Raw genomic sequence first — 14,193 nt, 5'->3', positions numbered from 1 at the left:
CGAAGAGGGATGTTGACATCGTAGGCTGTGCGTCCTCAAGGCTATGACGATAAACCTTGGGGCGGTAGCGTGTCTGGTTCATGTACTCTTTTCTGTCTTTTAACCAAACTTTTCAAGAACGAACTGCAATCACCATGTCAACTGTAACCCTGTCTAATGAAAAGACATTTATTTGTGAGCCGGGCGTAACGCTCCTGGACAGTGCGAAAAAGCATGGTGTAGTGCTGGAGTACAGCTGCCGCTCGGGACGCTGCGGCGTCTGTCGGTCCCACGCTGTCGGGGAGACCCAGGTCATTCATCATGATGAGTCCGTGCTGACCCCGGAAGAGCTGGCAGCCGGCTTTATCCTGACATGCTGCAGGACCGCCGTTGCCGATGTGCGACTGGATATTGAAGATCTCAGCCTGTTCGCGGACATCCAGAGCAAGACACTGCCTTGTCGAGTCGACGGGGTCAGGCGGCTCGCAGGTGATGTGGTAGAGGTCGTTCTCAGGCTACCGCCGAACAATCCGCTCAGGTACCTTCCCGGTCAGTACGTTGATGTCATCGGCAAAAATGGTGTGAGAAGAAGCTACTCCGTGGCCAACGCTCCTCGTTCGGACGGAAAGCTGGAGTTGCAGATCCGGCAAGTCGCCGATGGTGTGATGAGCCAGTACTGGTTTGAAGAAATCGCTACGAATGACTTGCTTCGTCTGGAAGGGCCTCAAGGTACGTTTGCACTTCGCAACACATCGCCAACCAACCTGGTATTCCTGGCTACTGGGACGGGTATTGCACCGGTGAAGGCCATTCTTGAGCAATTGATTGCGGATCCGGCGCAGGTAGTGGGCAAAAGCATACGCATCTACTGGGGGGGGCGTCGTGAGGCTGATCTCTATTGGCAGCCGGAGCTGGGCTCACTTCCGGCCACATTTATCCCGGTGCTGTCGCGTCCAGGCGACGGCTGGAGTGGGCGGATCGGTTATGTGCAGGATATTGTCGAGAATGATGCTGTCGAACTTGCAGACGCAGTTGTTTATGCTTGTGGCTCCGAGAGCATGATTCATAGCGCCAAAGAGAAACTCCTGGCCCTTGGCCTACCACACAAGAATTTCTACTCCGACGCTTTTGTAAGCTCGAATTAATTAAGGATAAACGATGAAAGCTGTGATTTTGGCTGGCGGGCTAGGCACAAGGTTGAGCGAAGAAACCAGTACCCGGCCCAAGCCAATGGTGGAAATTGGTGGGAAGCCGATCTTGTGGCACATCATGAAAATGTATTCTGCGCACGGTATTAATGACTTCATTATTTGCTGTGGCTACAAAGGCTATGTCATTAAAGAGTACTTCGCTAACTACTTCCTTCATATGTCAGATGTCACTTTTAACATGCGTGACAACACCATGGAAGTTCACGACAAGCGTGCAGAAGCTTGGAATGTGACGCTGGTCGACACTGGCGATGAGTCGATGACCGGTGGTCGACTGCGTCGCGTCGCTGAATATGTAAAAAATGAAGAGTCTTTTTGCTTCACCTACGGTGATGGTGTTGGTGACATCGATATCAGCGCAACGATCGATTTTCACAAAAAGCATGGCAAGGCCGCTACGTTGACGGCGACCTATCCACCAGGTCGTTTCGGCGCCCTGGACATTCGCCAAGGGCAGGTTCTCAACTTCAAGGAAAAGCCTAAGGGTGACGGCGCCATGATCAACGGCGGCTTCTTTGTCCTTAAACCTCAGGTTCTCGACTACATCGGCGACGACAGTAGTGTATGGGAGCAGGAGCCCTTGATGACCCTCGCAGCCGATAATCAACTGATGGCGTACGAGCATCAAGGCTTCTGGCAGCCGATGGATACCCTGCGAGATAAACATTTGCTTGAAGAGCTTTGGACATCGGGCAAGGCTCCGTGGAAAAGCTGGGAGTGAAAATGAAAGCCTCTGTCACTCCGGCCTTCTGGAAAGGCAAAAAGGTATTCTTGACGGGCCATACCGGTTTCAAGGGAAGTTGGCTTTCCCTGTGGCTGCAAAGCATGGGGGCCGAGGTCAAGGGTTATGCACTGGCTCCGCCTACCACTCCGGCGCTTTTCGATGAGGCGCGAGTCGAGGGTGGTATGCAATCGCAGATCGGTGATATCCGCGACCTGCAGGCCGTGACTCAGAGCATGGTCAGTTTTGGTCCCGATATCCTGATTCATATGGCGGCGCAACCGCTGGTACGACTGTCTTACAAGCAGCCGGTCGAAACCTATGCCACCAACGTGATGGGGACCGTGCATGTACTTGAGGCAGCGCGCCAATGTCCCGGCCTGCGCGCAATCGTCAATGTCACGACAGACAAATGCTACGAGAATCGTGAGTGGGAGTGGGGTTATAGAGAAGACGAACCTATGGGGGGGCATGACCCTTATAGCAACAGCAAAGGCTGCGTCGAACTTGTAACTTCGGCCTATCGCAACTCTTTCTTCGGCAGTGGGCAGCCCACTGCACTTGCGTCTGCGCGCGCCGGGAATGTAATCGGCGGCGGCGATTGGGCCGAAGATCGGTTGATTCCAGATATACTTGCCGCCTTTGAAAAGCAGCAGCCGGTAGTTATTCGCAATCCCCAGGCGACACGACCATGGCAGCATGTGCTGGAGCCACTCAGTGGTTATCTGGTCCTGGCTGAAAATCTGTGGGAGCGTGGTCAGGCAGTGGCTCAGGGCTGGAACTTCGGTCCGAAAGATGAAGATGCTCGGCCAGTCGACTGGATCCTGGACCATATGGTCCAGACGTGGGGGGAGGGCGCCAGTTGGGCCCTGGATCAAAACCCTCAGCCTCATGAAGCACGCTATCTGAAACTTGATGTATCAAAGGCCCGTGCTCACTTGCACTGGTCGCCGACGTGGTCCCTGGAGACAACATTGGCCTACATCGTTAATTGGCACAGAGCCTGGCTGGCCGGGGATGATGTTCACTCCCTGTGTCTGCAGGAAATCGACGCCTATATGGCCGCCATGTCTTCATGCGGCAAGTAACCCAAATTCTTCAAGCAGGAAACGCCATGACACCCGATATGCTTCGCCAGGAAATCAGTAAACTCGTTGAGCAGTACGCTCAAGCCGCCCTGGCGCCCAAACCTTTTGTTGCTGGCGAAAGCGTTATTCCGCCTTCCGGCAAGGTTATTGGGGCTCGTGAGCTGCAATTAATGGTTGAGGCCTCTCTGGATGGTTGGCTGACCACTGGGCGTTTCAATGCACAGTTCGAACAGAAACTGGCTGAGTTCCTGGGCGTCAAATATGCCCTGTCGGTCAACTCTGGTTCTTCGGCCAACCTGGTTGCCTTCAGTACGCTGACCTCCCCGAAGTTGGGGGATCGTGCGATCAAGAAAGGTGACGAAGTGATCGGCGTTGCCGCCGGCTTCCCGACTACGGTAAACCCAATCGTGCAGTTCGGGGCGATCCCGGTGTTCGTCGATGTCGATATGGTCACTCACAACATTGATACCAACTTGATTGAAGCGGCCATTACGCCCAAGACCAAGGCCATCATGCTTGCCCACACCTTGGGCAACCCATTCAACCTGGGTGCAGTCAAAGCCATCTGCGACAAGTACAACCTGTGGCTGATCGAAGACTGCTGCGACGCGTTGGGCGCTACCTACGACGGTAAACTGGTAGGTACCTTCGGTGACATCTGCACCTTGAGCTTCTATCCGGCTCACCACATCACCATGGGCGAGGGCGGTGCAGTCTTCACCAACAGTCCACAGCTGAAAGTGATCGCTGAGTCCTTCCGCGACTGGGGTCGCGATTGCTACTGCGCACCAGGTTGCGACAACACCTGTGGCGACCGCTTCGGCCAGCAGTTCGGCAGCCTGCCACAGGGCTACGACCATAAATACGTATACGCCCATTTGGGCTACAACCTTAAAATCACTGATATGCAAGCAGCCTGCGGTTTGGCCCAACTGGACCGTGCGCAAGAGTTCATTGACACGCGCAAGCGCAACTACGTGTTGCTCAAAGAGCGTCTGAGCAGCTTGTCCGACTTCCTGGAAATTGCCGAACCTACTCCAAACAGTGATCCTTCGTGGTTTGGTTTCCCGGTGACTCTGAAAGAAAGCTCGGGTGTCCAGCGCGTTGACCTGCTGAAGTTCCTGGATCAGAACAACATCGGCTCACGTCTGCTGTTCGCAGGGAACTTGACCCGTCAGCCGTACTTCCAGGGCATCGAATACCGTGTAGTGGGTGAGCTGACCAACACGGATCGTACGATGAACCAGACATTCTGGCTGGGGATTTATCCAGGCTTGGGCCAGGCGCAGTTCGATTTTATCGGCGAGAAGCTTGAAGAGTTTTTTGGTATTAACTTCTAAGTATGAAAAATATACTGCTGACGGGCGCTACCGGGTTTTTAGGTAGCGCACTTGCTCGACATTGGGTCCGGGCTGGGTATCAGGTCTCGGCCTTGGTTCGCCCGACCTCGTCGTTCATCAGGATCGAAGATCTACTCACGGAAATCCAGTTATACACTTGCGTCAGTGACGAAGATGTTTCCTCGGCGGTTGCTACGGTTGCGCCAGATTATATTGTGCATACCGCATGTGCCTATGGGCGTGCGGGAGAGACCATTGTCGATATATTTGATGCGAATGTACGTTTTGGGCTCCTGCTACTGGAGGCAGCCAAGCAACTGGGCAAGGGTGTTGCTTTTGTGAATACGGGAACCATACTTGATCCTGCCGTCAGCAGTTATGCCATGTCGAAACAGAGTTTCAGTGCCTTCGGCGCGCTTCAGGCTGGGCAAAGCGGCTCGATGGTCAAGTTCGTCAATGTCGCGCTGCAGCACATGTATGGTCCTGGTGACGACAACAGCAAATTCACAACTTACGTGATCGGTTCGTGTCTGACGAACGTCGACGCCCTGAATCTGACATCCGGGGTTCAAAAACGGGATTTTGTGTTTATTGATGATGTCGTCAGTGCTTACGACGCAATTCTTTCTTGCATCTCAAGCATCGCCGACTCCGAGGAAATTGAAGTCGGGTCCGGTGATGCCTGGCCGGTGCGCCATTTCGTGGAACTGGCGCATGCGATGACTTCATCTCGCACGCAGTTGAATTTCGGTGTTGTGCCGTATCGCGTTAATGAAGCAATGCTCTTTCAGGCAGACACCAGTCGCCTTCGTGCTCTCGGTTGGGAGCCACGTACCTCTCTAGAAGAGGGGATACAAAAAACGATAGACAAGGATATTATTCGATGAAGTTGCTCATTACTGGCGGTTGTGGATTTCTTGGCAGTAACTTGGCGTCCGACGCCATCCAGCGCGGAGACGAAGTTGTTATTTTTGACAGTTTGTACCGCAGCGGTTCTCGCGAGAACCTTGGCTGGCTGCAAAGCCAGGGAGGATTCAGGTTCGAGCACGGCGATATTCGAAATCAAAACGATATCACTCGAGTCGTTCAATCATATAAGCCTGATGTGATTTTCCACTTGGCAGGCCAAGTCGCAATGACCACCTCTATTGCCAATCCGCGAATGGATTTTGAGGTCAATGTGATGGGAACGCATAATCTTCTTGAGGCGGTAAGACTACATGTCCCCGATGCGACGGTTGTGTATTCGTCGACCAACAAAGTATATGGCGATCTTGAGCAATTTGCGTATCGTGAAACAGCGTCGCGGTATGAATGTATAGAAAAACCTAAGGGTTTTGATGAGGCCACGCAACTTGATTTTCACTCTCCGTATGGTTGCTCCAAAGGTGCCGCTGACCAATATATGCTGGATTATGCGCGTATTTTTGGTTTGAAAACTGTGGTATTTCGTCATTCGTCCATGTATGGCGGTCGTCAGTTTGCTACTTATGATCAAGGCTGGGTGGGCTGGTTTTGCCAAAAAGCGAATGAGGCAAAGAGTGGGAACGCCGATATTCCGTTTACTATCTCTGGTACTGGCAAGCAAGTCCGTGACGTATTGCATGCAGATGACATGAAAACCTTATATATGAGCGCGGTGAATAATATCGAGGTGGCAAGGGGGCAAGCATTTAACGTAGGTGGTGGGGTTGCTAATAGCCTGTCTCTGCTTGAATTGTTTGCCATGCTGAATGAAATCAACGATATTGAGTTGATCTATACTAAACTCCCTGTTCGAGAAAGCGATCAGCGTGTATTTGTGGCCGACATTGACAAGGCTTACAATCTGTTAGGTTGGAAACCGGAGGTTTCCGCGAGAGATGGCGTGGCGCGCATGGTGGGTTGGGTGAGTCAGCAGTAATGACCGAGAATGTGACTGTTGAGCGAACCCATAATTATCTGAGACAGATCAAAGGGTCTGTCTTATATAAAGGTATTGCAGTCTCTGCATCGTTTCTGGCAATCCCTCTTATGATTTCATATTTAGGGGTTGCCCAGTTTGGTATTTGGTCAACATTACTGACTATTATGTCTTGGGTCGTTTTTTTTGACCTGGGTGTCGGTAACGGACTTCGCAATAAAGTTGCAGAGTCTTTAGCTAAGGATCTTCCGGATGAAGCTCGGAATTATATTTCTTCAGCATATAGCTTAATTGCATTTATCGCTGTTGGTCTATGGTTGTCATTTGCATTTTTATCATATTTTGTTTCGTGGCAGGATGTTTTCAATACAACGCTGGTCGCTGAAGAGGAGCTCAGATACGCTGTTCAGGTCGCTATTACCTTTATGTTGATTAACTTTTGGGTAGGTTTGATCACAGCGCTGCTGGGAGCGTTACAAAAGAGTGCGCTTGTGTCGTTAGGTCAGTTATTCACTAATGTGTTCGCGTTGGTGGTGGTTTATCTATTAAGCTTATTTTGTGAAGGCAGTATCAGTCAGCTGTCTTGGATGTATGGTATTGCCTTGTTGGGGGGGAATATTCTTTTAAGTTTATGGTTTTATCGCAAGTATAAGTATTTGACACCGATCTTTATGTTGCGCCGGGATCATGTGGCGCCGCTGCTGTCAACTGGTATTCAATTTTTTATCATCCAGTTAGCTGTTCTGGTTGTATTTACGACTGATAAGATTTTGATTACGCAATTGTTTGGTCCGGAACATGTAGCTGAGTACGAGGTCGTTTTCAAACTATTCAGCATTGTTACATTTCTTCATATGCTGATTTCTTCACCCTTGTGGTCCGCCTATACTGATGCTTACCATCGTAAGGACACTGTATGGGTTGTACGGATGTTGCGTACGCAGTTGAAGTTGTATGGTGTTGTCATTGTCGGCTTATTAGTTCTTGCCTTTCTGGCACCATTCATTATCAGTGTCTGGATCGGTCGAGACTTTTCAGTGTCTATTTCATTGGTGGCTCTTGTTGCACTTTTTGTTGCTATAACGACGTGGAATAATATTTTTGCAGTCATGCTTAATGGCGCGGGGGCTGTTCGTGTTCAGTTGTATACCGCGGTAGCAGCGATGGTTACGAATATACCCTTGGCACTACTGTTGGTTAAGTTTTTCGGAATGGGGGTTGGCGGTGTTGTTTTGGCCGCGACGTTGAGCTTGCTTTTTTCCGCTGTGCTCCTTCCTCTACAGGTATTCAGGCTCTTGCGAAAAGAGGCGGACCTTGCTTGAGTTTTCGGTGCTTATGTTCCGATTTGGGTCGGTATTAAAATAATTTTAAGGGTTTTCAATGAAAAGCGTCGAGAATTTAGTAAGCGTTTTGGTTCCGGTATATAATCGAAAAGATATAATTATCGAGACGCTAAACTCTGCCCTATCTCAAACTTATGAGCATATTGAAGTTGTGGTGGTCGATAACTACAGTATTGATGGCACCTGGGAGTTGATTTCTGATTTGGCAAAAACTGATAGCAGGTTAAAAGTTTTCCGCAATGATACTAACCTGGGACCTGTTCGAAACTGGTTGAGATGCCTGAAGGAGGCGAAAGGCACGTATGGTAAAATTTTATGGTCTGATGATCTTATTGCGCCTGACTTCCTAGAGCAGACTATACCCCTGCTCAAAGATCAGGATGTGGGTTTTGTCTTTACAGCAACCCGAGTTTTTAGTTCGGATCCCCTTCATGGTAAATTGCACCACTCGATCGGGGCGAGCGGCGTATACGACACTGAACGCTTTATAGAGGGAGATATGAATGGCGCCGGGTATCCTGTGTCACCTGGTTGTGCGTTATTTCGGCTTCAGGATCTACGGGAAAATCTATTGTTGCAAATTCCAAATTCTGTAGATAGTGATTTTTCAATGCACGCTATCGGTAATGATCTTTTGTTATTTCTATTGGTATCAAATAAATATCCAAAATTTGCTTTTATTTCTGAGGTTTTATCTTTTTTTCGAGCGCATGAGGGGTCTATTAGTATCGCCTCAAAAAATTGCAAATTACCACTGCACTACAATTTGGCGCGTGCTCACTTTGTGGAGTTTTTCAGGCCGGACTTGATATACAAACTCAATGCTGGTTTGCATTTGCACCTCCTTCGCTATCCTGACTCTAAGGAGTATGGTGTGGTGGAAATATCTAATTTTTATATAAATAATAAGACTACATCGTTTTCATATTTCCATTTAATGCAATTAGTGATTAGCAAGATTGTCAGAAGGTATATGCCTGTTTGGGCTGCTTGAGTAAAAAGGGGCGGGTATGTATTTTTTGTTTTATTTTTTGTCAAGCTTTCCCGCGCTGGCGTTAAACTTCGGGCAAGGGAATGTTCCCCTCAGATATTTAGCTCTGCCGATATTTGCTTTTTTTACTAAAATAAAAAAAGTTGATGTGTTACTTCTTTTTTGTGCTGTGGCTCATCTTTTTTATAGTGTGGGGGTGGCGGGAGTAAGGCCTTTTGCATTGATCGATTTTAGCTATGTATTGGGTTTTGTCTATGTTCTTTTAGGTGTTGGTGTTGTCAGGAAAAATCCAAATGCATTCAGGGTTTTTGTTGTTGGCTTTTGGTATTTTAATATTGGTTATGCGATTTACCAAGATGTTGTTTTGATGCTTGGTGGTGATCAAAGCTGGGTGCTGGCGCATGAGAATACCCATGATCTTTCATACACGATTCCGGTAGTTGAACTGTTTCCGTTTTTGTACCGTGTGACGGGATTGTTTGTCGAATCGGCGCCTTTTGTGATCTATTTGATGATCACGCACTTGGCGTTTTCTGTATTGGCCGTATCCAAGTGGCTAAGGTTGGCAAACTTGCTCTTTATTTTTTTAGCGGGCGCAAAAGTTGGTTACGTATTTCTGCTATTGCTCTGGGTTAGTTATGTGATAAGTAAGTTGGGTTTGAGGTTGTTGAAGTTTATGATGTTTGGTGTTTTGTTGGTGGTGGTCTTTGCGCCTTTGTTGTTAAGTTTGCTAGTAGAGGCTAATTCATTTTGGAGTTTGTGGATTCGATTAAATTCTTTTTATGAGGTTGTTTCGGGTTTTTCGTCTAGTCTGTTCGGATTGCTCTTCGGTTATGGGTTTGTTTCGAGCGCTCAGTTGATCAGTGGCGATTATAATGGTCCCCTGCGTGGAATCGATTTTTTTTCCACTTATATATATGCTAATGGAGTTCTTGGTTCTTTATTTTTGTTGTCTCCATTGGTGTTGTGGGTGTTTTATAATGTTCGTAATCTTACGCTTATACAAAAAAACTCATCAATTTTGATTGTTTTTCTAGCGTTGCTTACGATGGGGTCCTTGTTGAATTTTCAATATGCATACTATTTGTTTGTGATGGCGTTTTCCTCTGGGAGTCATGAGCGTGAGTGTATTCGTTTTAGGAGGGTCGGTTGATGGTGAAGTTAAGTATTATTACAGTGGTTTACAATGATCGTGCTGGTTTTGTTAAGACGGCCAGTAGTGTCGCTGAGCAGAGAGCTTTTTATTCTGAGATTGAGTACATTGTAATCGATGGTGGCTCGAAAGATGGCACTGTTGACGCTATCTCAGAGGCTTCGGTCGGAATTGACTATTGGGTGTCTGAGCCCGATAAAGGCATCTACGACGCGATGAACAAGGGGCTGCGCGCCGCGACGGGGTCCGCATTGTTGTTTTTGAATGCAGGAGATTATTTTGTTGGCGATGTGTTGAGCTCTTTTCGCACTGCCCCCGCTTTCTTGCCGGTGAAGTACATTGATATCCTGGGAAGGTTTCGTGATCGGCCCATCGTCAATGAACGTGTTGGCATTTCCAACTGCCATCAAGGAATTATATTTGAAGCTAAAGCTATCGAATATGATTGCACCTATGATATCTGCGCCGACTATCAGTATTTTCTGGACCATGGCTATCATAAAAAAATAACGATGCTCTCATCCGTAGGATATGTTTTTTTCGATGCTGTCGGTGTCAGTGCGACACGTATACTCGATAGAGATCGTCAGGTTTTTGATATCCGTCGTCAACGTTTTGGTTCGATTGTGGCGCTTGTTTACGAGAGTGTTCCATTCCTGAAAAGATGCATTAGAATTATTCTGAGAAAATAGATAAGGGATTTTTATGAAGAAGGCATTAATTACGGGTATTACTGGCCAGGATGGCTCCTACTTGGCTGAGTTCTTGCTTGAAAAAGGTTATGAGGTGCACGGTATCAAGCGCCGCGCCTCGTCCTTCAATACTCAGCGTGTCGACCACATCTATCAGGATCCGCATGTCGACAATCAGAGATTTGTCCTGCACTACGGCGACCTGACCGATTCGTCCAACCTTACCCGCATCATCCAGGAAGTGCAGCCGGACGAAGTCTACAACCTCGGTGCTCAGTCTCACGTTGCCGTGAGTTTCGAGTCTCCTGAGTACACGGCTGACGTCGATGCCATGGGTACTTTGCGTATCCTGGAGGCCATTCGTCTGCTGGGCCTTGAGAAAAAGACCAAGTTCTATCAAGCATCGACTTCCGAGTTGTACGGTCTGGTGCAGGAAATTCCGCAGAAAGAAACCACGCCTTTCTATCCGCGCTCGCCTTATGCCGTTGCAAAAATGTATGCCTACTGGATCACGGTCAACTACCGTGAGGCCTACGGCATGTATGCCTGCAACGGTATTCTGTTCAACCACGAATCGCCTCGCCGTGGCGAAACCTTCGTGACCCGCAAGATCACTCGCGCCCTGGCCAACATTTCCCAAGGCCTGGAGAAGTGTGTGTTCCTTGGCAACATGGACGCACTGCGTGACTGGGGTCATGCCAAAGACTACGTGCGCATGCAGTGGATGATGCTGCAACAGGACGAGCCTGAAGACTTCGTGATTGCTACCGGCGTTCAGTATTCGGTGCGTGAGTTCGTGCGCTGGTCCGCTGCTGAACTGGGTATCAAACTGCGGTTCGAAGGCGCTGGCGTTGACGAAGTTGCGGTCGTCGAGTCCATTGAAGGTGACAAAGCGCCTGCTTTGAGCGTGGGTGATGTGGTCGTGCGTGTTGATCCACGTTACTTCCGTCCTGCTGAAGTGGAAACCTTGCTGGGCGACCCAACCAAAGCCAAGACCAAGCTGGGGTGGACGCCGGAAATTACCGTACAGGAAATGTGCGCCGAAATGGTTCGCGAAGACCTGAAGGTAGCGCAGCGTCATGCCTTGCTTAAGCAGCACGGTCATGAGATCCCTGTAGCAACGGAGAACTGATCGGTGGCGCACAATCTTAATGAGGCAGTATTGGTCGTAGGGCACCGAGGTATGGTCGGCTCGGCCATTGTGCGGCGCCTGTCCAGCTTGGGTTATCAGAACATCCTGACCTTGGGTCGGGAGGACGTCGACCTGCTGGATCAGAAAGCGGTGCGAGCGTATTTCGATACGCATCAGGTCAGCCAGGTGTACCTGGCAGCCGCGCGGGTAGGTGGGATTCACGCCAATAACACTTACCCCGCCGACTTCATCTACGACAACCTGATGATCCAGGCCAACGTGATTGAAGCCGCACATCGTGCAGGCGTACAACAGCTGCTGTTCCTGGGCTCTTCATGCATTTATCCGAAGCTCGCCGAGCAGCCGATGAAGGAAGAAGCCCTGCTGACCGGTACGCTTGAGGCGACGAACGAGCCCTACGCTATTGCCAAGATTGCGGGCATCAAGTTGTGCGAGAGCTACAACCGTCAACATGGTCGTGACTATCGTAGTGTGATGCCGACGAACCTGTATGGCCCTCACGACAACTACCATCCGGATAACAGCCACGTTATCCCGGCGCTGCTGCGTCGTTTCCATGATGCTGTAGAGCAGTCTGTCGAAGAAGTCGCCATTTGGGGTAGCGGCAAGCCAATGCGTGAGTTCCTGCATGTTGACGATATGGCTGCTGCCAGCGTTCATGTGATGGAACTCGATGGTGATGTGTATAAAGCCAACACTCAGCCGATGCTTTCGCACATCAATGTGGGAACAGGGATCGATTGCACGATCCGTGAGCTTGCTGAAACCATCGCCAAGGTCACCGGGTTCAAAGGGACCTTGAGCTTTGATGCGAGCAAACCGGATGGCACGGCGCGTAAACTGATGGACGTATCGAGACTCGAATCCATGGGATGGAAAGCGAGCATCGAACTCGAAGACGGCTTGCGGGATGCCTATCAGTGGTTTGTCGCTAACCGCCTGGATGCTCGAGGCTGAACAGTTTGCGGGTGGCGAGGTCTTAACGGACATCGCCGCTCCTCGTTTTGTATTCATACAGCACCAGATGAAGGCCTTTTCGCACGATGTGTGTCAGGTTTTACCTCTACGGGCCTCGTTATTGAGCTGCAGGCGACCTGACACGAAGCGTATGATGAGCAGCTTCGAGTCGTTTACCCATGTATCACAACACCCGCGCGTATCCAGCCGCGCTGATTTCGTAAGAATCAAAGGATGATTGAATGTTTCTTCCAGTAATCATGGCAGGTGGCTCCGGCACTCGCTTATGGCCTTTGTCTCGTCAGCTTAACCCTAAGCAGTTCCTGCCTTTGGTGGATCCCGACTTGACCATGCTCCAGGCGACGATCCAACGTCTTGATGGCCTTGAGCACGCAACTCCACGATTGATTTGCAATGAAAATCATCGTTTTCTCGCCGCTGAACAGCTGCGGCAACTGGGCCTGGAAGAGGCCAATATCATCCTGGAGCCAGTAGGTCGTAATACGGCGCCGGCCATTGCCTTGGCTGCCTTGCAGGCCCTGTCCGAGCAGACCGATCCGATCATGCTGGTATTGGCCGCTGACCATCTGATTCAGGATGTGAACGCATTCCACCAGAGTATCGCCAAAGCCTTGGTGCTCGCCGAGTCGGGCAAGCTGGTGACCTTTGCCATCACGCCAACTCACCCTGAAACGGGCTACGGCTACCTTCAAATGGGGGCGGCGGTAGGCGAGGGCGGTTTTGAAGTTAGCCGTTTTGTCGAAAAACCGGACCTGGCTACTGCACAAGACTATCTTGCTCAAGGCAGTTACTTCTGGAACAGCGGCATGTTCATGTTCCGTGCCAGTCGTTACATTCAGGAACTGGAGCGTTTCCAGCCGAAGATCGTTTCGGTGTGTCGTGAAGCCTTGGCCAAAGGCGAGCAGGATATGCACTTCACCCGGGTCGACAGCGCTATCTTTTCCAGTAGCCCTGATGATTCGATTGACTACGCGGTGATGGAGAAAACCGGCGACGCGGTGATGGTGCCGTTGAATGCCGGCTGGAGTGATATCGGTTCCTGGTCAGCTATCTGGGATTCGGGCGAGAAAAACGAACAGGGCAACCTGTTCAAGGGCGATGTTCTGTCCGAAAACACTTCAGGCAGTTATGTGCACGCAACGCACCGCCTTGTGACCACCGTTGGCGTTGAAAACCTGGTCATTGTGGAAACCAAGGATGCGGTACTGGTCGCGCACAAGGACCACGTACAGGACGTGAAGAAGATCGTTGACCAACTCAAGGGCTGCAAGCGCCACGAGCACACCAACCATCGTGAGGTCTACCGGCCGTGGGGTGTCTATGACTCCATCGATAACGGCGAGCGTTATCAGGTCAAGCGCATCACCGTCAAACCTGGCGAGAAGCTTTCGGTACAAATGCATCATCATCGTGCCGAACACTGGATCGTCGTGAGCGGGACTGCACGTGTGACCAATGGTGAGAAAACCTACCTGGTGACCGAGAACCAGTCGACCTATATCCCGATTGGTCAGATTCACGCCCTGGAAAACCCGGGAATGATTCCCCTTGAGTTGATCGAAGTTCAATCGGGGTCTTACTTGGGTGAGGACGATATCGTTCGTTTTGAAGATATCTACGGTCGTGTAAAGGGGTAATTGT

13 protein-coding genes are annotated in these 14,193 nt (G+C 49.9%); all 13 read left to right on the top strand.

Going from position 1 to position 14,193, the window contains the following annotated elements; genetic code table 11:
- Positions 1–80: 80 nt before the first annotated feature.
- A complete protein-coding gene (locus BFQ03_RS05110; protein ID WP_223232708.1) occupies positions 81–1,124 on the top strand; it encodes an FAD-binding oxidoreductase in 1,044 nt (347 codons plus the stop codon).
- Between the two features lie 13 nt (positions 1,125–1,137).
- On the top strand, positions 1,138–1,911 hold the full coding sequence (gene rfbF / locus BFQ03_RS05105; RefSeq protein WP_065942621.1) for a glucose-1-phosphate cytidylyltransferase: 774 nt from the start codon (positions 1,138–1,140) through the stop codon (positions 1,909–1,911).
- A 2-nt stretch (positions 1,912–1,913) separates the two neighbouring features.
- Positions 1,914–2,999 (top strand): CDP-glucose 4,6-dehydratase, encoded by a 1,086-nt coding sequence (rfbG, locus tag BFQ03_RS05100; RefSeq protein ID WP_065942620.1) that lies wholly within the window; start codon positions 1,914–1,916, stop codon positions 2,997–2,999.
- Positions 3,000–3,025: 26 nt separating this feature from the next.
- On the top strand, positions 3,026–4,339 hold the full coding sequence (rfbH, locus tag BFQ03_RS05095; RefSeq protein ID WP_065942619.1) for a lipopolysaccharide biosynthesis protein RfbH: 1,314 nt from the start codon (positions 3,026–3,028) through the stop codon (positions 4,337–4,339).
- Between the two features lie 2 nt (positions 4,340–4,341).
- The gene (locus BFQ03_RS05090; RefSeq protein WP_065942618.1) at positions 4,342–5,226 is read left to right on the top strand and encodes an NAD-dependent epimerase/dehydratase family protein; all 885 of its coding nucleotides are present in this window, start codon (positions 4,342–4,344) and stop codon (positions 5,224–5,226) included.
- The gene (locus BFQ03_RS05085) at positions 5,223–6,242 is read left to right on the top strand and encodes an NAD-dependent epimerase/dehydratase family protein (protein ID WP_065942617.1); all 1,020 of its coding nucleotides are present in this window, start codon (positions 5,223–5,225) and stop codon (positions 6,240–6,242) included. The genes BFQ03_RS05090 and BFQ03_RS05085 overlap by 4 nt, the downstream gene beginning before the upstream one ends.
- Positions 6,242–7,564, top strand: a complete 1,323-nt coding sequence (locus BFQ03_RS05080; protein ID WP_065942616.1) for an oligosaccharide flippase family protein — start codon at positions 6,242–6,244, stop codon at positions 7,562–7,564. The genes BFQ03_RS05085 and BFQ03_RS05080 overlap by 1 nt, the downstream gene beginning before the upstream one ends.
- 58 nt (positions 7,565–7,622) lie before the next feature.
- On the top strand, positions 7,623–8,579 hold the full coding sequence (locus BFQ03_RS28850) for a glycosyltransferase family 2 protein (protein ID WP_083204797.1): 957 nt from the start codon (positions 7,623–7,625) through the stop codon (positions 8,577–8,579).
- A gap of 16 nt (positions 8,580–8,595) precedes the next feature.
- Positions 8,596–9,729, top strand: coding sequence for a hypothetical protein (locus tag BFQ03_RS05075; protein WP_065942615.1), 1,134 nt, complete (start codon positions 8,596–8,598; stop codon positions 9,727–9,729).
- Positions 9,729–10,421: a glycosyltransferase gene (locus BFQ03_RS05070; RefSeq protein WP_065942614.1), complete on the top strand. Its 693-nt coding sequence runs from the start codon at positions 9,729–9,731 to the stop codon at positions 10,419–10,421. The genes BFQ03_RS05075 and BFQ03_RS05070 overlap by 1 nt, the downstream gene beginning before the upstream one ends.
- Before the next feature lie 13 nt (positions 10,422–10,434).
- On the top strand, positions 10,435–11,553 hold the full coding sequence (gene gmd, locus BFQ03_RS05065) for a GDP-mannose 4,6-dehydratase (RefSeq protein WP_175403880.1): 1,119 nt from the start codon (positions 10,435–10,437) through the stop codon (positions 11,551–11,553).
- A gap of 3 nt (positions 11,554–11,556) precedes the next feature.
- On the top strand, positions 11,557–12,531 hold the full coding sequence (locus tag BFQ03_RS05060; RefSeq protein ID WP_065942612.1) for a GDP-L-fucose synthase: 975 nt from the start codon (positions 11,557–11,559) through the stop codon (positions 12,529–12,531).
- A gap of 242 nt (positions 12,532–12,773) precedes the next feature.
- Positions 12,774–14,189 (top strand): mannose-1-phosphate guanylyltransferase/mannose-6-phosphate isomerase, encoded by a 1,416-nt coding sequence (locus tag BFQ03_RS05055; RefSeq protein ID WP_065942611.1) that lies wholly within the window; start codon positions 12,774–12,776, stop codon positions 14,187–14,189.
- Positions 14,190–14,193 lie beyond the last annotated feature (4 nt).

Origin of the sequence: Pseudomonas sp. 25 R 14 (genome assembly GCF_900004755.1) — a bacterium.
Taxonomy (GTDB): Bacteria; Pseudomonadota; Gammaproteobacteria; order Pseudomonadales; family Pseudomonadaceae; genus Aquipseudomonas; species Aquipseudomonas brenneri.
The sequence above is the reverse complement of the archived record's forward strand: the minus strand, read 5'-3'. Positions and strand labels throughout refer to the sequence as shown.